The sequence below is a fragment of the Alicyclobacillus sacchari genome, from assembly GCF_004366795.1.
GTDB lineage: Bacteria > Bacillota > Bacilli > Alicyclobacillales > Alicyclobacillaceae > Alicyclobacillus > Alicyclobacillus sacchari.
The window spans coordinates 1-18,256 of the sequence record NZ_SORF01000019.1 but is presented as its reverse complement, the minus strand read 5'-3'; the positions used below and the strand labels follow the sequence as shown (position 1 = coordinate 18,256).

17 protein-coding genes are annotated in these 18,256 nt (G+C 51.0%); 2 read left to right on the top strand and 15 right to left on the bottom strand.

Features of this window, described 5'->3' with window-relative positions:
- Positions 1-407: 407 nt before the first annotated feature.
- Together C7445_RS13170 and C7445_RS13165 are read right to left on the bottom strand one after the other, a co-directional pair.
- Positions 408-1,640: an MFS transporter gene (locus tag C7445_RS13170; protein ID WP_134161034.1), complete on the bottom strand. Its 1,233-nt coding sequence runs from the start codon at positions 1,638-1,640 to the stop codon at positions 408-410.
- A 15-nt stretch (positions 1,641-1,655) separates the two neighbouring features.
- Positions 1,656-2,123, bottom strand: a complete 468-nt coding sequence (locus C7445_RS13165) for an ArsR/SmtB family transcription factor (RefSeq protein WP_134161033.1) — start codon at positions 2,121-2,123, stop codon at positions 1,656-1,658.
- Between the two features lie 601 nt (positions 2,124-2,724).
- On the opposite strand from C7445_RS13165, the gene C7445_RS13160 reads away from it, so the two are divergent.
- A complete protein-coding gene (locus C7445_RS13160; protein WP_134161031.1) occupies positions 2,725-3,858 on the top strand; it encodes an IS110 family RNA-guided transposase in 1,134 nt (377 codons plus the stop codon).
- Between the two features lie 642 nt (positions 3,859-4,500).
- On the opposite strand, the gene C7445_RS13150 is transcribed toward C7445_RS13160, so the two are convergent.
- From C7445_RS13150 to C7445_RS13140, 3 genes are read right to left on the bottom strand one after another with little or no spacing between them, the layout of a single operon-like run.
- Positions 4,501-5,472, bottom strand: coding sequence for a site-specific integrase (locus tag C7445_RS13150; protein WP_134161029.1), 972 nt, complete (start codon positions 5,470-5,472; stop codon positions 4,501-4,503).
- Between the two features lie 21 nt (positions 5,473-5,493).
- Positions 5,494-5,904, bottom strand: coding sequence for a PIN domain-containing protein (locus C7445_RS13145; protein WP_134161027.1), 411 nt, complete (start codon positions 5,902-5,904; stop codon positions 5,494-5,496).
- Complete coding sequence (locus C7445_RS13140) at positions 5,901-6,257, bottom strand: AbrB/MazE/SpoVT family DNA-binding domain-containing protein (protein WP_208320919.1); 357 nt, start codon at positions 6,255-6,257, stop codon at positions 5,901-5,903. Before C7445_RS13140 ends, C7445_RS13145 begins: the two co-directional genes overlap by 4 nt.
- 311 nt (positions 6,258-6,568) lie before the next feature.
- Between C7445_RS13140 and C7445_RS13135 the strand changes: the two genes are divergently transcribed.
- A complete protein-coding gene (locus C7445_RS13135; RefSeq protein WP_243835191.1) occupies positions 6,569-7,165 on the top strand; it encodes a hypothetical protein in 597 nt (198 codons plus the stop codon).
- A 53-nt stretch (positions 7,166-7,218) separates the two neighbouring features.
- Here the strand turns inward: C7445_RS13135 and C7445_RS13130 are convergent, their stop codons facing one another.
- The 10 genes from C7445_RS13130 to C7445_RS13085 all read right to left on the bottom strand — a co-directional run.
- Positions 7,219-8,052, bottom strand: coding sequence for an RpnC/YadD family protein (locus C7445_RS13130; protein WP_134161023.1), 834 nt, complete (start codon positions 8,050-8,052; stop codon positions 7,219-7,221).
- Between the two features lie 61 nt (positions 8,053-8,113).
- Positions 8,114-9,640: a PcfJ domain-containing protein gene (locus tag C7445_RS13125; RefSeq protein WP_166669149.1), complete on the bottom strand. Its 1,527-nt coding sequence runs from the start codon at positions 9,638-9,640 to the stop codon at positions 8,114-8,116.
- Positions 9,637-10,068, bottom strand: a complete 432-nt coding sequence (locus C7445_RS13120; protein ID WP_134161021.1) for a hypothetical protein — start codon at positions 10,066-10,068, stop codon at positions 9,637-9,639. Before C7445_RS13120 ends, C7445_RS13125 begins: the two co-directional genes overlap by 4 nt.
- A gap of 83 nt (positions 10,069-10,151) precedes the next feature.
- Positions 10,152-13,442 carry a DEAD/DEAH box helicase family protein gene (locus C7445_RS13115; RefSeq protein WP_134161019.1) on the bottom strand — a complete coding sequence of 1,097 codons (3,291 nt, stop codon included), beginning with the start codon at positions 13,440-13,442 and terminating at the stop codon, positions 10,152-10,154.
- A gap of 102 nt (positions 13,443-13,544) precedes the next feature.
- Entirely contained in the window at positions 13,545-14,594 is a 1,050-nt protein-coding gene (locus C7445_RS13110; RefSeq protein ID WP_134161017.1) for a DUF6094 domain-containing protein, read from the bottom strand.
- A gap of 82 nt (positions 14,595-14,676) precedes the next feature.
- Positions 14,677-15,522 carry an ArdC family protein gene (locus C7445_RS13105; RefSeq protein WP_134161015.1) on the bottom strand — a complete coding sequence of 282 codons (846 nt, stop codon included), beginning with the start codon at positions 15,520-15,522 and terminating at the stop codon, positions 14,677-14,679.
- Between the two features lie 280 nt (positions 15,523-15,802).
- Positions 15,803-16,978 (bottom strand): DNA polymerase III subunit beta, encoded by a 1,176-nt coding sequence (gene dnaN, locus C7445_RS13100; protein WP_134161014.1) that lies wholly within the window; start codon positions 16,976-16,978, stop codon positions 15,803-15,805.
- Positions 16,975-17,286 carry a LysM peptidoglycan-binding domain-containing protein gene (locus tag C7445_RS13095; RefSeq protein ID WP_134161012.1) on the bottom strand — a complete coding sequence of 104 codons (312 nt, stop codon included), beginning with the start codon at positions 17,284-17,286 and terminating at the stop codon, positions 16,975-16,977. Before C7445_RS13095 ends, dnaN begins: the two co-directional genes overlap by 4 nt.
- 94 nt (positions 17,287-17,380) lie before the next feature.
- On the bottom strand, positions 17,381-17,758 hold the full coding sequence (locus C7445_RS13090; RefSeq protein WP_134161010.1) for a hypothetical protein: 378 nt from the start codon (positions 17,756-17,758) through the stop codon (positions 17,381-17,383).
- Between the two features lie 46 nt (positions 17,759-17,804).
- On the bottom strand, positions 17,805-18,256 hold a 452-nt coding region (locus C7445_RS13085; protein WP_208320918.1), incomplete at its 5' end, for a hypothetical protein.

Sequence of the window (18,256 nt, the reverse complement as noted above, 5' to 3'; positions counted from 1 at the left end):
TGCGCCCTTGCATACAAGAACCCTCCCGTGGCTTGATGATGACATTTTCAAGCAGTGGGAGAGCAAATGCTATGTGAGGTTGATTTGACGTTTACGATTCGAGCATGGAAAGAAAATGGGCGGCACCTCGTAGCGCAAAAGATCGGCCGTGAACAGTGGTACGAGAGCTTTGCGACAAGGGTGTATCGGGTCGAGAGGGCGTATAATTTTAACAGAGGCGACCAAGGGAGAACTGACGGATAAACTTTCTTACTCGACCTATAGAGACCGCTTCGGAAACGAGAGACTCGTGAGACAAGGTTGAGGCCGTTCATCCCGCAGATTGAGCAATGGATGCGTGAAGGTCGGTTCAATTGCGTTGCTATAAAGCAGCGTTTACAATTGTGCCGATTAGCGATTATACACAGTTATGATTGAACTTCAACAGAACGAAAAGCACCTTTTGCTCGTGGGGAAATTATGGTTAAGACAATGACTATACTCACCAAGGACACAAGCAAAGTCGCCCCAATCGTCATTAAGCGAACACCAATTAAGCTTGCAACTAGACCTCCAGTAATAGTCATTAAGACAGTCATTACTTGTGTCAGTGGAGATGTAATGTTCAAAACCCGGCCCATGTATTCAGGTGGAATTGAAATTTGATAGAAGGTTGAAAATCCCGCATTTGAAAATGATTGAAATATACCGAGAATAATAAAACCAATTGCTGCAAGGATGAAGGAATGGGAAAATGCATATAGAACAAATCCACAACTGGTAAAAATCGAACCGATACTAATGAGAACTCGTAAAGATAATCTATTAGCCAATATCGTTACAAATATTGCCCCCATTATATATCCAATACCTGCAATAGTAACGAGAAGACTATAGTCGCCAGATGATAGTCCTAGGGCGAGTCTTGCAAAGACTACTTCTTGAGAATCGGTTGCTGCACCAAGCGTTCCAAAAGTAGTAACCAAGGTTAACAAAATGGTGAAGAAAATCCTTTGTTTTAATACTTGGATGGCACTCTTCAAATCAATGAGCCAGATACTGAAGACTCCGTCTTGCTTTTCCGCTGCATTATCCGTTCGTATTTTGACACCTGGCAATATTAATAAGGATAAAGCGGAAAGAACGAAAGTACCTGCATCCAACCAAAGAGCAAGTGAAACTCGTCCAGTCATGTGTACGATAAGGCCCGTTACTGCAGGGCCGATAACTATTGCACCGGATTGAAGCGTTCCATTAATCGCATTCAAACGCTTTCTACGGTGATTAGGCACCAAATATGTTAGATACGGGGCGGCGGCAGCTGAAAAAAAAGAACCAACACCATTGATAAAGAAGAGAGTTGAATAAATAATCCATATACATGAAGTTAAAGCCATGCATGCAATCAGAGCTGCGCGAATGAGTTCGATGGTAATCATAGTTAGGCGTTTGTCACAACGATCTGTAATACTTCCTGCCCACGAACTGACGACCAGTTGGGCAACCGCTGGCAAAATCCACAATATGGATACCGCTGTTGGCGAATGAGTTCTGTTGAGTATCATTATATTGATCCCAATAAGCAACATAAAATCACCGATTTTCGATATACCTCTTGAAGTCAGATATACCGAAAGGTGTAACAGATTCTTGTCGTGCAAAACAATCACCTCTTTTTATCGGTTCTTTGAAAGAATAATCGAGGAATCAATTACGATTTCAACACTATCCGGAGATACATTTAATCTTCGCTCCCATTTTGACAACAGTTCAGCCAATTCATCCATTAATTCTTGAAGTTCGGGCTGAGACAGTTTCAAATAAGCAAACATGCGAGAACCATTGTAATGAACCAAGTTCGTATCATTATTAGAAACGTTTAACTCAAAACTGTCCGCCTTTGAACGATAATACTTTTCAACAACCCCTGATATTTCCTTAGTTTCTACCAATTCAATAAGCCCACCGTAATAAAGTTTCTGTACGTGGTAATGCACATTCCCTGGGGACTCGCCCAACTTGTCGGCTACTTGCTTGGCTGTCATTGCTTCGCTTAACAGTACGTACATAATTTGTGTCCGAATGGAGTTAGACAGTAACTTCATTTGTGCTGGTGTTACGTACATTGATTTCAGTTTATTCATATCCCTCACGTCCATCCTATACTGTAGTTTAATCTAATTCTTAGAACGGGAAAACTAAAAAAACTGTAACTCGATGTTCATCTAGTACACAATTCCAGTGTTTAATTTGGATTGTATTCATGTACTGACAATTATGCTCTAAAATATCAATTGGAAATTTTGCAGTAAAAATTTGCATTGCCAAATTTGATTTATTATTAGTTTTATCAACACCATTTTTCATTAAAGACAATACGATATGAGTTTCACATGAACCCGGATCTGACATCGTATGATAACGTGTTTCCCATTTCGACGATCTCTATGATAACAGGTTGTTGTCTTTTTAATATATACTATACATGTACACATGTGTACATCATACCATATATAGTAGTATTATATATATTTTTTCACAAATACAATAAAAAATCTAGGCTCACGATCAATTTGTGCATGCCGCTAATAACAGCCATGTGCGAAGGTACGCAAGTAGGGAGTGACCGTAAGTTATCATGAACGAGGCTCGGCTCCACGTCACAACCCGTAGGTTAGTTGGCAATACTGGTATTTGTGGAAACACCGATGCCAATCAGAGCTACATTGTGAGGGAGCCGATATTATGAAGGATAGCACAAAGTATATTGGTTTAGACGTTTCAAAGGATTTTATCGCAGTGGCCATTGCAGATGAAGGACGAAATAATCCTAGGTATTTTGGTCAGATTCCCAACAACGAAGAGTCGATTCGTAAGCTGTTCAAAAAATTAGGTGAGGAAGAATGCTGGCTTAATGTCTGCTACGAAGCTGGGCCAACAGGTTACGGGTTGTATAGATTCCTTACTGCGTTAGGGATTGAATGTTGTGTCGTCGCTCCGTCTTTAATCCCGACACGCGCAGGAGACCGAATTAAGACAGATCGTCGGGATGCAATCCGACTCGCTCAACTATACAGGGCTGGTGAACTTACACCAATTTATATCCCAACGGAAGAAGACGAAGCCCTGCGTGATCTCGTCCGTGCTAGAGAAGTAACAAAGGAAGACCAACTAAGGGCGCGTCACCATTTAGCCAAGTTTCTGTTGCGTCACGAAGTTAAAGCACCAAGTCACTTAAAGAAGAAATGGACGAAGATATACCACAAGTGGTTGAATACCGTTAAGTTTGATAATTCGGCTTTGGAAATCGTGTTCCAAGAGTATCTCCATACGTTAGATGAGATTGAACAGCGCCTGGAGCGTCTGGAGAGAGCTATCCATACAGAAGCAATGAGATCTGAACATGCACCGGTCATTGAAGCACTGCAAACACTTCGAGGTGTGAAAGAAATCACCGCTGTGACTCTCGTTGTTGAAGTCGGCACGTTTAAACGCTTTGCGTCTGCCCGAGACTTTATGGGATATACAGGACTAATCCCATCTGAGTATTCAAGCGGAGGAAGTCGATACCAAGGCAAAATTACTAAAACCGGTAACAGTCATGTTCGGCGTGTATTGGTTGAATCAGCCTGGAGCTATCGCCACAAGCCGAACATTTCGGGAGACATCAAGAAACGTCAGCAAGGACAGGATGCGACAGTACAACGCATCGCTTGGAAAGCACAGACGCGACTTCACTCCAAGTATGCACGTATGGCAGCTAAAGGAAAACCACACGGAAAAGTCATTGCTGCTGTTGCTCGAGAACTTGCCGGTTTCATTTGGGCGATTGCGACGAGTGCCGAACAGAGAACAAGTAGTAGTAACAAAGTCGCCTAAACAAAGGGAATCAAGCGTTAGTGTTCAAATGACAGTATTTTTGTTTCAAAGATTGGGCTCGAAGGCAAAAGTGTAAAACCGTAGAGGAGAATTCACGTTTGACGCTTGTGCTAAGCCAATTGAATTGTCTGAACGCACGATGTAAGTTCGTGATAGCTCCTCAAGACGGAGAGATACTCTGTGGTAACCAACCCACGCATATCAGACTGCTCACCGTCGAGAAATTTTTGCCTTCGTGCCGAATCTTTGAGGTAGTTGCTTGACATGGAGCCCCTGCGGCCCTGATAACATACGGACAAGCGGCCACAATGGATCCGTATGGCCAATGAGCCTATCAGGGCCGCCACTCCATATCAAGCAACGCGTTATCGTTAGAGCTCTGTGGCGTAAAGGGGCCGGGAGGTACTTGACAGGCCTCGTTCATATCAGCGTCAAACCAAACTCACATGGTATCTGCTTGAAAATGTCCTAATCAAGTATCGGGAGGGTTCTTGTATGCAAGGGCGCATGTCTCATCAGGAGCACAGTGAACTATGATGTACACGCTCGTCATTCTGGACTGGAATGGATAAGTGAAGTGTTTAATAGTACACTATACACGTACACTATGTATACATACAGTGTTGGTGGTTGATAAACATGTTACAATCCAATCCTCGCCGCAGCATTCGCTCGAAATAAATTTCCATCACGTATATAACGTCGTACCATCATCGGACTTTTATGACCTGTCTGTGCCATGATGTCTCGTTCCGACACACCCGCCATCGCGGCGGATGTCGCAAGGCCTGCGCGCAGGCTGTGGCCAGCATAATGGCGCTGTTCGAGGCCAATGAGTCGTACATATCGCTTCACGATGCGGGCCACGGTCTTGTCAGAAAGACGGGCGTTGCGCACATCATGAGTCTTGCTCAATGGTCTAAAGAGGGGACCGGATTCAATCCCTGCCGCCGCTAGCCACGCTTGGAGCGCGCGCACCGGGCAGGTCTCGATAAAGGAGCCGTAGGGGATGGCCACTTTACGACCTTCGCCCTCCTGGTCAGTCTTACTCTTGCGCAACATGATCACTAGCCCCTCACGTACGAATTGGACATCTTCGACGTTCAGAGCCACGATTTCCGAGCGTCGGAATGCACCGGCGAACCCGATCAGCAGAAGTGCACTGTCGCGCAGACCCATGAGGTCGTTCGGCGTGTGTTGAAGCATTCGGCGCAAATCCTCCACTAAAATAGGAAGTTTTCCGTGAGATGCCACGCCAAGTGTATTGCGAATGCCGCGCCATACGGCTCGAACTGTCTCGTCGGCAGTCGGGGAAGTGAGGCCTTTCGTTCGATGAGCAAGTCCAATCGAAATCATATGCCGCCCGATCGTACTGGTTCGATAGCCGTGGTCGGCCATGTCGGATAGGTAGAGCGCGACCGTCTGCGGCTCGGCGGGAAGGGAAGATAGGTGACGTTCGTCGCACCAGGTGCAGAACGAGTGCCAGTCGGCTTGGTAGGCCCGAATCGTATTTCGGGCTTTCGAGTTCAATACATACTTGTGGGCGCTTGCGGATAACTCGGTCAATTCTACATGCATTGCGGAAGATGCATGATTATTCGTGATTTCCTGCATGATGCGATCGCCCCTTCACCCTCATAGGAGGTCTTGAAAAACCGCGTTTGCGATTCGAGCCATCTTGTTGTCGAATGTCGCGACTTCAAAACGGTGATTCCGAGCCAACGCAATGAGATAGGCGTCGGCGAATTCCAAACGATGTTCGACGTAAATGTCCAGACCATCTAATACCGTCATGAGACCTTCACATTGGACCCCTTCATGAGTCAAGACGGGGATCAGGTGAGAAGCAATGAGTTCCTTCGGAAACTGATAGACCTGACCCTCCAGGACGTAACAGCATTCCGCCACAATCATCGGATCAATGACCAACTTAATTTCACCCTGTTCGGCTTTCATGAACAGGTTCGTAGCGGCTGGCGAATGGTGGGGATGGTCGTCAAGTAGAAAACGAAGAATTATGTTGGTGTCTAACAAAACGGATTTCACTTTGCATCACCGCCATCGATTGAAGATGGCGAATCTGTATGCTGTAATTCGCTCATCATTCGATGACCAAGTTCGTCATACGTGATTCGCCTTGCTTCTTCAATCGGGACGTATGGAATTGTTTTGCCTGACGCTCTTGCAAGTGACCCGGCGAGTTGCTGAGCGGACACTTGAGGGACACGGTGAATCACCACTTCCCCATTCGGTTTTTGATGAAAAAGTAGCTTATCGCCTGGTTGAAGACCAAGCGATTCCCGAAGTTCACTTGGTACTGTGATTTGATATTTAGGTGATACTTTGACGATTGACATCATATTTGCGTACCATCTCCCTAATTGGATATTTGCTTTCACATATTATACGTCTTACTAAGTTGTGATTGCACGATGATATTGAGTATAACTGACAACATCAAATTGTAAAATGATGTCCGATAACAATCACTTATCGGACATAAAAAATGGCGCAAAGTTGACCTGGAAACATATCTGTCGATCCGATACACTCAAGGTGCATACGTTGCGAGGAGTTGCTCCAGATGAAACCTTCTGACCCTATATTCGAAATCATTCAACAAACATGGGAAAATAAACATAGATTACCAAAAAAATCGGATTATAGACGTATTGCTCAAAACCAACAAACTGTACCGGTGGAACAAGTGATGCAACATTATGGTACTTGGACGCGGGTACTGGACGACTTCTTCCAAGCGTATTTCACACTGCACGGTTACCCGACCATCCCGGATTATCTTTTCGGCGCACTCGTCTCGCGCGCAAAGGTGGTACGGAATCCGCGCGGACAATGGTTCCTTCGGTTTGTGTCTCACGATACCATACAGATCGAGCTTTTGCGCTCGTTCATGCGTCGTTCGTCCGTGACGCGGGTGAACCGAGGCAAGCCGAGCCTATATCTACGATGTTACGACGTGGAACTGCTTTTTGCGTATGAGCATGCGTGCCAGGTGGAGCCGGTATTTCGACCGACCGTCGATTTTGTTCGGGGATACATCGACACCCATAGTCACTTTCGGAAAGACCCGTCTGGACGGGATCGCCTGACCCTTACTGGGCCACTTGTACCCGGATGTCACGACTTTCTCGTTGCGCTTGGAGCGCGGAATACGAGGGTGAGTCGAGTGAAGGAGTCCTACCGCATGAATGTACATGCAGGGAGTTTGCGACGGATTCGTGAAGCGCTATATCCGCCGGAATGCGTGTGTAATGAGGCGATACGTGCGAGGATTTTCACAGTATAGAATATAAAGGAATCGGCCTGCCCAAGCGTGAATGCTTTTGACAGGCCGACTCGTTAATGCGATTGTTTCCGCATGAGCTCTTCGATCTCTTGCTTAGATAGCCCCGTGGTATCTGCGATGTCTTCAATAGACATGCCCTTACGAAGCATGTTCAGAGCGATTTCCATGCGTTCTTCCATACGACCTACCATGCGACCTTCCTCGCGGCCTTCCTCACGACCTTCTTCACGCCCTTCCTCGTAGATCTCTTCTGCCAGTTTTGACACGTTTCTCAGCTCCTTTCGAAGTTGTGTTCGTTGTTCGTCCGATAGTCCTTGATCTCCGAGTACGAGAATCGCACTCACAACCAAATCTCGTTCAATCTCATCTGAAACTTGTGGAATCAGTTCACGAACCCGGTTGAAGGCCTTATTCTGGTCTTCCAAACGCATGTTGAGCGCAAGTCCCAATCGCATGCGGTCGCCCGGTTCCCATTGTCCAGCACGCAGATGTGCCTCGACTTCATTCAGTGCATGATCACCGTCAAGGTGTCGGAGAAAGACATTCTCGACGCGATACTGCGCTGTGCCGATGTCCAGTTCGTCCGGTGCGCTTGCGACGCGTGCGTGATACAGGACGACGGTGCGAATTTTCGTTTGGTGTTCATTGGCTAAGCGTGCGTCGTATTCCAAAAAACGATGTAGTGTCGATTCACGTTTCGTCTGAAATTCGAGATGAAAAAGTTGGCCGTCTTCCATCCGCCAGACGCGATCCATGCGCAGCGTATTGGCGGGAAGCTCGGTCGGGAAAGGCTCCGCCAGCTCTACGTCGTGGACACCCAGAACGTCCAGGGCGCCGCCGGATAGAGAGCGGGTGAGAGCCTTCATGAGCGTATCTTGACCAGGCATGTGTACACTCCTTCGCTTTCAGTATATGGGATTGCCGATGACTCGACAATCCCGTGATAACTCAACTGGCTTTTTGACGACGATGACGCTCGCGACGTTGTGCAATGCGGCGGACGAATTGATCCACGAAGGCCTGTTCGTCCTTGTAGAGGGTTCGGTTTCGCTCGCCTCGCGCTTGGCGCAAGACGTGGCCTTGCATTTCGATGGTACAAAGCGGTGTATCCGGGGCAGATGCAAGCCGCATTACGAACAGGTCAGTCTCACCTGAAGCGTATTTGGCCGCATAGCTGCCGACACAGTGATGGAGTGCTTGTCCTTCCTCGAAAAGTTCTTGCACACTGCGCGCTGGTCGAATCACAAAGCGCCCGTCCGTGTAGCTGAACGGTTCCAACTCGGCCAAGCGGGCTTGGATTTGTTCGTTGAGCCGCTCGTCGCGTTTGATTTGCACGCGTCGCATCATCTTATCGTGCACATCACGAAGGTTCGACGGGAACACGACGCGCTTGGATGTGAGCGGAATGCCAAGTTCCTCGCAGTGTCGCAAATAGTCGTGCCATTCGATGAGCGCGTACGTGGGCGAATGATACGCCGAGGTGCGCACCTGTTTGAGCAGGTACTTTGCGATCTCCACCTCGGATGCGAGCGTCGTTCGTGCTTCGATCTGACGCCAATAGTGCGGATGACAAAGTTCGCGCACGAGATGCGCATCGGCAGGAGACACGTCCCATCCGCGGCATCGCCACACGTGATAACTGTGGAGCGACAGCGGCTCGATGATGTCTGCCAGCTTGCGAAAGGCTTGGACATCCGCGCGTGGCATGCGAAGTACTTTCTCCATCGTTCTGCCGCGCCAGTGGATAGCCCCATATGTGCGCCGTCCATCCAATTTCGCCATCACCAATCTTGCGAATCCGAGTTTGGTCAGATACTCGATGCATGGGTATCGACTGGCGAGATCGAAAAAGGTGAGGAGTGTGTTGTACTGCTCGCAATACGTCTCCCACCCGCTGTACTGAAGAGGTGTTCCAGCTACTGCGGCTCGGATGCTCTCATGTGAGCACCAGATTTCGATGGCGTTCCAACCCATGGCTCCGACGGGCAACGGATGGACGTTCCGGCGCGGTTTCCACTCGCCTGACCAGTCCAAGCGCATCATGGTGCCGCCCTGTCCCGGTACAAATACGTACCGGGCGCGCGGCTGAAAATGTGTCTCGACGTCGTAGAAATCGCCAGAGTAGTCTCGCCAGGCGTAGTACCAGGTCGCGACCACCGTTTGGGCATCGACCATCGACTTCTCGTACCACACGATGTAGGCGACGTCGATCAGGTGTTTGCGTCCGCGGCCGTGATGCTTGACCACGCACGTCGATCCGCATTGGAGACACACCGTGTGGTCGTTGTGACGGAAGGCGTCCTTGCCCACACCGAGCGGATATGTTTCGCGGCAATGCGTGCAATACGCCATCTGCACCTTCCCGTCGCGCCAAACAAAGAGGTACCGACTTTGGAGGAACGCGACGTCACGTGCATAGTCGATAAGCGCTTGGCTGGGCTGTGCTGGGAAATGCGCGAAGAAGTCGTGGTTCACAGAGCCTCGCCTCCTTCTGCATCGTCGAAGAGCGAAAGCTGCGTTACAACCGGAGTATGAGAATGTTTGGCTGTTGTCGCGGATTTCGTGGTTACCGTGCGTGTCGGTGTGACGATTCGCGCGGGTGGTTGTGGTTCGGGTGGAATGTCAAACGGATCGCCGTCCCAGCAATCGAAGTATTGGAGGACGATGCCGTATCCGTCCGCGTCCGAAATCACGGCCACATTGCCCACGCGCTTGGTTTCCGCATACCGACGCATCGCGTCGAGACTCTTGAGGATGGTCTTGCCTTCGGCAAGTATCCTTTCTGCGTGTTCTGGGTGCTTTTCGAGGTGGGTTAACAAAAAGCGTCCGATTATTTGGACATACGGATGATGCTCGTTGGCGTTCATCTCCAGCGTGATTTTCTCGACAGCCTTTTCGTACATATCGTTTCGCTCCTCTGTCCATCCCCGGCGTCACGGGGGATGGGTGAATGTATCCCCGCGTGACTCGGGTGTGGTGAGAAGGACTAGAGCGCGAACAGCATAATCTGCTCGTCCGTGATTTTCTGCTTGTTCAACCGCTTAGCCTTCTGAACCATGCCCATCTGCTTACGCCAATCGCCGTATGTGAGCGGCGTCTCGGCCTGTGCGGTGGGTGTGGCAGGTGCAAGCACGGGTTCGACATGTGCGTCGTCGTCTTGTACAGACGCGAACAGCGGCAGCACGAACATTTCCGCAACCACAGGTGCTGGAGTTAGAGACTGCTCGGCAGACCGCGACGTTTCGACGGTCTGTTCCGACGCAAGTGTCATCGTCTCAATCGGTTCAGGCACGCCAGCCAAGCGTCGTGTTTCAGACGCAAGGCGTTGCATGGCCTGATGGATCTCGCGCTTGAAGCGTTCCTCCGCCAACAGGATCACCCCGCTTGGAATGTCTTTGTCGGCAAGAGACTTCCACTTTTGCGCCAGATCCTCCACGTTGCCAAGGCAGTTGGCAATGGCGTACGTTGAGGCCGATTTGTCGTCCTGTTCAATGAACTGCGCCACCTCAGACTTGTCAAGCCTTCCCTCTAACAGCATTGCATGACTACGCTTTTGCAGCATGCGCTTGAACTGGATCATCTCGTACGAGCCGTTGTAGACGTAGTAGAACACCTTGCAGGTGCGGTGTTGGCCAATTCTCCATGCTCTGCGGGCCGCTTGACGCATCGTCGCGATCTCGTCGGTGAACTGGTAGAACATCAATGTCGGGAAATCAAGCAGATCAAGGCCCACTTCCACCAGTTTGGCGTTGCAAACCACAACCTGCGTTCCCTTTTCCACGGCGTTCTCCAGCCATTCGACACGATCTTCTGGCGATACGGAGGCGCGCAGAACCTGAACACGAATGCCGTGTTGCTTCAGCACATCGGCAATCCGTTGGTCCTGCTGGACTTCCCCGCTGTAGCGCACATACACCACACAGCGGCGGTTTTGCACCAGTTCAGCTTGAATATCCTCAAGCAAGCGTCTTTCCTTCGCTGACAGTTCTTCAGGCTCGTTCGGAGGAATGAAGGCGATATACTCATCCCCTACGTACATCTCTTGCAGCATGTGAGGTTGATTCGCGGCGTTGACCACGGACGGGATGAATTTCGCGAAGGCGTGTTGGTTGCCGATCGCATATTGCTGTCGCATGCCGTCTTCCAATTCGTTGTGGAACACGCGATAGGCCAAAGCGTGTTGCTCGTCCATGTCTACGAAAATCGGGCGTTCCTCCAATTCCACCAATGGCAGGCCCATGTCGCCAAGCTCCAGAAACACCGTCTTGTCCGCCAAATGGTTGACGAACAGCTTGGGCGACAGACCCGGGATTTCCTTGGGCGGATTGAGGATGACCTTTCGGGATGTCGTTCCGCCTGCATCTGTCACTTCGTCGGCTGCGTACCGTCCGCGCTGCTCCAATGTGCCGTACAGGTGCACGAACTTGTTCAGCGAGCGATGGTCTAATCCGTCCGCCTTCATCTCCTTCGGGCAAATGCGCCACAGAAGATGATAGAGGCTGGAGGCCTTTCCGTCGCTCAGCGTTCCCGTCAGTCCGAGCACGCGCCGACTTGCGCCGACAATTGCACCCATCGCTTCTCCCTGGCCCGAGTTGCTCTTGTATTGATGAAGCTCGTCTACAATGACCAGATCGAAATATCCGCGCAGATAGCGTTGGATGAACCACGCGGGTTGCAGGCGACGGTGTTTGAGGCCGCTGACGGTCTCTCGCTCTGGCACCGCGTCCCGCATGAGGTTCGCGCCGCATTCGGTGCAGTGGTATTCGGTAATGGACTTTTTGAACACGTACCTCGTTCTGCGGCGTTCCTTGCCGTCCACACCAATCGACGTGTACTCTTCAACGCTCGTGGCCAGGTCGTAGAAGCTAAATTTCAACTCAGCCAACTGGTCATCCATGTTGTGGTACTTATTCGCTTCTTTCACCGCGCTCTTGGTGGTTTTCTTCTGAATGCCGTGGCATTCTGGACAGATCCACACGTCTTCCATCATAAACACTGAGTGCGCAGAGTCTCGTTCTCCGAGTGCCACGTGAACGCCTGTGCTATCGGACACGAAAAGCGTCTTTCGAGGTGGTTCGATGTTTGTGCGATCTGCAATGACCATCCGTTCTTTATAAATGAGGGCGGGTGCCTTCGGAGTACCCAGTTTTGCGGTATCACGGGATAACAGAACGAATTCTAACTGTTTTTTACCGTTGTGCTTCTTGTTGTTCCGATACCGAACGACGTCTTTCCAAGACTCCAACACCGTGACCGGTGTATCCGGAAGTGTCTTTCCGATTTCATCCCGAATCCATTTCGGGATCGTGATCCCGGGAACGAGAAGCAAGACCGCGAATCCGTTCTTAGAACGCTTCGCTAAGGCGTTTGCCACAGCGAGACTGATGATGGACTTCCCTGTTCCCATATCGGACGAGACAATCACACCCTTGGATTGTTCTAAGCCGCTGATGATCGCCTGAACGGTGTGCGCTTGTGCCGGGAACGGAACCCGATCCATCTGTGCAACCGCAGGATCAATCGGGCGGTTCAGATCGTGTGCAGGAGTTGCCATGTCCTCAATCGTCGTCGCAAGATGAGGCGCATACGTTTGCAGGTAATCGATAACATGGTACTCGCCCAGTTCGTCCGGTTGCAGCACTTCGTTAAGTGAGGGTGCATCTGTAATCCCTTCGGGGAGATGGATCGCACCGATTCGAAGCAGGTCACTCAGCAAATGCTTGGCCTCGTTCTCAGTCAGGCTCGATGAGACTTCGAATGCCTGTACGTTACGCCAGTCTGGAACGTCTGGATCTGTCCAGACCGACAGACTTTGCACGAAGTTGCGCCTGTTGCACGCCAGCCAGATGATGTCCTTCCATTCCGCAACATACGGCAGGTTGAAGTCACTGGCGAATCGACGAGCGAATAGGTCCGCGATGTCGCCCCCATCCGGCACGATGAGAATGCGGGATTGACCTGGCTCTAACTGCTCGTCTACAGCCGACTTGTGAACGAGGATCGCATGCGTCAGCTTGCCGATCGGACGTGACACAAATCGATATCCATGTTTGTTGGTGAAGATATGATCGAAATCAAAACTCAGTCGATTTCGCTTCAAGTGCAGCCGGCTCCCCTTCATGGTGTGAGCCACAATGGCTCGGGCCGCGCTATCTAGGTCAACCAGTCCTGCGGCGATGAGATCGTCGCCGTGACGTTCAAAGTTCCGTCGGGTCACAATGAAGTGCACCGCCGCTTCCACATAGTTCTTGTCGTCGCGGTAAACGAGTGTCTTCACGAAATGTGCCCCGCATGCACCACGACAGGGGCGAAAGCCCCGGTTTCATGATGCACCGGAGCTTTCGCCTCCTTTGCGTGATGATTTGTGCAGGTTGCGTAATTACTGCAAATCCAAAATGGTTCCGTCGGACTGGATCGTCCGCACCGCGGTCATGTAGGATTCGGAGTCGATGATAGTCTTCGAATCGTCATCGGTGCGAACCACTTCACGATTGACCACCTTGCGTGTCATACCGACGACCATGTGCCTGCTTTCACCGACTCCCACCGCGCCGTTCAGCGCGCCGGCCGCGATGAGCGTGGCCATGTGCGTGCGTCGAAATGGCAGAAGTGGACGACGAAGCGTTGCACCTGTGTCGATAGGCATGAGCATGTTGACTGCCACCTTGAACGCTTCGGACTGTGCCAAATCCAGTCGCAGTTCTGCTTCATCGAGGATGTACCCGCGAAACAGAATCGGGTTTTCAATGTTTTCTGCGATAGGCACCGTCCAATTACGTCCGTCCGGTTCATCCAGATATGGCATGGGAATATCCGCATTCTTGCCATAGGCCAGAAGCTCATTTTTTGCTTGGCGGTCGGTTTGAGACATTTCCTTGGCGCTGCGCAGATTTCGTTCGCGGCGACGGCCGAACACGACAATCTGTTTGAAGGTTTGATATTCCTTCTCATCAAACCGATAGACAGCCAAGTCCGTATAACGGTAAACTAGCGCGTTTACCAACTCTGAACCCAGCGTATATCGTGGAATGATGAACACGAGCACACCGTTTGGGGCGAGATACTTGGACAAATCCCGCAGGAAGATGAGTTCCTTACGGAACGTTTCTCCGCCGAGACCTGAATGAGCATCGTAGGGGGGATTGAGCCACAAAAACTGCATGCTGGCCGGTTCTACTCTTGCCCGTTCATACCCCGTACAGACTACATATGCAAGTCGTTTCTTCGCTTCCTCCGCGCGTCGTCCGTCGAGTTCTATCCCAAACGTCACTGCGTCATGTGGTGCGACCGCTGCAAGTGCCTCGCCTTCTCCACAACATGGATCAAACCAACGCGCGGAGCCCGACGAAACAAGGCGGTTGCCAATCTTTTCCACCATGTTCATTGGCGTGGGATAGTAACCCATTTTCGAGATACCTTCATAGCGCATATTGTCCCCTCGCGTCTGGCGCTTGGAACGAGAGGCGTTCCCTCCATCCCAAACATGCAAGACGGAGGGGGTCACCTCCTTTTTAGATGGCCTTGCGTAGATCCTGCGTTTCTTCCAACGCCATCAAGATGCTGTTCGCCGCCTGCTGTATCCTCGTGCCGCACGCCTTGAGAGCATTCACGGCCTCTTTCCCACTCCATCCGGTGATGTAACCGAACGAGTACTCTGAGGTATCGAGTCCAAGCACTTGGCCAACGACGAATGCGGTGGATTCTGCCTCCAGTTCTATGAGTGGTTTTCTCATAGCATCAACAGGACCATTGCTGTGTAATAGCCCGTGTGCCCATTCGTGAATCAGTGTTTTCGCTTTGTGTGCAACGGGTAATGCGTGGACGATCTCAATCTGGTGAGTGAACAAGTTGAATTTTCCATTCGCTCCACCTAGTGATCCCACTTCATCCACGGGGAACGGGCATGCCTGTTGCAGCTTGGTATACAGGTGGCTCTCACCCGTGAGAATTTTTGGACTTTCAACGCTTGGCAACGGCTTGCCATCCGTCTGCGACACGTCAAACACGTAGACGACGCGGTAGCCGTAGAGGATACGCTTGTTCTCTTCCTCCTGTGGCGTTTCGTCGGATTCCTCTCTGGTCGGATCGGCCTTGTTCGTTTTTTTCTTGAGCAACGGCGCGAATATTTCAATGCCGTGCTCGCCTTTTTTGACAAAACGACCAAGTGCCTTCCATCGATTGTAACCCGCTACCCATGTAGCATTGGGCTGTTGAATCGAAATGAGCAATGTGTTGGCGAAGCTGTACCTATGAAATGTCGCTTGGAACTGAAGAAATTTGCGCCATTCCTCTGTATCGAGAAGTGTTTCCAGTCCTTGTTCCAAGCGCTCCATGGCTGCTTTCACTTTTTCGTTCATGTATCGCGTCCCGCTCGATCACCCAAAGGGGGAGTCCCCTCAGATGATGATAAGGGGACTTCCTCCCTTCCAATGTTCGGTTGGATCAGTTACGGTCAGCTATGCGCGTCAAACGCTTCTGATGGCAGTTTTTCGAACAGTATAGCTGTCCGCAATCGTCATTCCATGCTTCCTGTTTGCTCTCAATTGGACGGTGGCACAGTGTGCATGTCAGGTCGGCCTCTTTATTCATGTCATCCTCCTTGGCTCCTTCACTCGCTGCACTGTGAAGGTGAAACGTTCAGCTGACTTGTCGTTGATTCTCTGTTGTCACAGAAGAACGTGCTACCGTGGCGATTAGACTTGCGCCGGGTTCACCTACAGGGCGTAAGAGGCACGGATGCATCGATCCATTTAGACCGATTTCCACCTCTTGCACACCTTCCATCGCTTTGAGCGCCACAATCCAGTAATGGACATTACACAAAAGTTCCACGGGATCTTTCGTGCCTTGGACGGTCTCCAGGGTCTCTTCGGCATGCCCGTATTGCGTGGACGTGGCTGACACGGTGAGACCGGACGGTGTAAATCGAAACTCGGCTCGTTGCTGATCGGCCTCGGACAAAATTGCCACGCGTTCGCATGCCGTAAGCAGCGCTTGACGCTCGATTACGACGCGATGTGCCGTGTGTTCTGGAATCAGTCGCGCGGTATTGGGATACGTGCCTTCCAAGCCACGAAGCGCCATGTGAAAGGCATCATCTCCCCACGACACCGTGCATGACGAGGTGCCAAGCGTGACGGTGACTTCTTCATCGTCATCCGATGCAGGCAACGCCGCGGCCAACGTGTCGAGCAAAGCCGCGGGAATGACCAGCTGCCGGTTTTCGCCGGAAACCTCCTCGCTGGGCACAGTGAATTGCGCCAAGCGAAGGGCATCGGTCGCGATGGCCGACAAGTCTCCGTCTACCACGGCCAAGTTCACGCCAGTGAGAATCGGGCGCACCAGATTCTTGGCGGCCGCGTAGCTCGTGCGTCGAATCAAGCGGTGGAGATTCGGTGCGAGTACCTGTGTTTGTGTCACCTGTTCATCGGTGTTGCCGTATGGTGTAAAGAGATGCGGATTCAGTCCGGCAAGATCATACTTGGTCTTGCCGAACATGATGACCGTACGGTCTTTCTGAGTCTCCAGCGTGACGGGACCGTTGGCACGTTTGATGATTTCGTGCACTTCTTTAGCCGGAAGTAGACACGAGCCTGATTCGTCGATTTGCACGCTGGTAGAAGTGGCTTCGACGAAGAGCGTGCGCCGAAACGACATGTCTTCGCTGGTCACATAAAAGTCCACACGATCTTGTTCTCGTTTCGCCTCGATGAGGACGTGCTTGAGAACAACTTTATTTGTCGTGTTGGGGACTACGCGTAGCAGTTGGCGTAACACCTTTTCCAGATCCGTATTTGTAAACGTTGCCTTCATGCGTGATTCCCTCCTTCAAATGAAAAAACCAGCCGAGTCCAGAAGGGCGACGTTTTCGTCGGCACTTCCAAGACTTCGCCTGGTTGCAGGGTTTGGTCCGAGGAGATGTGGTTGTGTACTGCAATGGCATTTACCACATCCCATGGATTGGCCGGACATTGCTCAGCAAGCGACCACAACGTTTGCCCAGGGGCTACAACGACTTCGGTCCAGCCTGTGAGAACGGGCGGTGCGAAGCGAAGTATGAGCAAACTGATCAAGCAGGTCGCGATGGCGAGCCATCCGGCGTATTGTTTGAGTTTTAGCATGCATATCCCTCCGTGGATGAAGTTCACCCACGGGACCCGCCGCCCGAGGGTGATGAACCCCCGGTTGGCGGGTGGGGATGGAACCTTTAGAACGTCAGAGCGTCAGCATCTCGTCGAGCGTGGTCTTTGTCCCGGTTGGACGCTCCAGAACCATCTCTTCGAGCTTACCCACGAGCAATAAGTCCCACGAACGGTTCCCGCAGTGCTTGCAAACGAGCGTTGGAACACCGTCAATGGTGACGCCGTTGTTTGTTTCAAAGGTATCCAAGCGTTCGGTTGCCGGCTGTCCGCAGCGGGAGCAACAGGCGGAATGTTCTAGTTCAATCGGTTCCTGGTACGACGCAATCGCGCGTCGAAGCAGTTCTTCCGTATTTCCGTGTGTCCACAGTCGAGCTTTGAGTTCAAGCACGTTCCATACCTCCTTGCCGAGGCGGTGTTTGAACGCGATATCGTACGTATTGGGGTGGCGCATTCGGATCAGTCTCCTTTCTGCATCACCCATTCTACCCGAACGATGATCACGTGTTGGCATGTTTCCAACACAATCGCACCGTATAGGTCTCATCCCACATGTGCGATGTTTGGGACGGATCATACACGGTTGCGACGGTTAGCCGCTTATTTTGACCATTTGAGACAATAACCAAATGGAGAGGGCGATACACGCCTGGAGCCACTTTCGCGTAGCCCAACCAAAGCCACTTAGCCACGGTCTTGCCATGGTTATGGATACAAGTAAAGTGGATACAATCGCCGTTCTCAAAGGCTTGGCTGGATTGCCAGGCAGGAATCGCGCGTTGAAACTCCCGTTCTTCCACGTGAAGAGACCAATCCAACTTGTATCCGATGAAGATGAGATGGCGAAGTTCATCGCTACGTTTCATTGCATGCTTTGTTCCATGCATCCAAGTATTTCGCTTGGCTATACAATCCGAATGGCGGCATGCCATATCCTCACCTCCCGTGGATG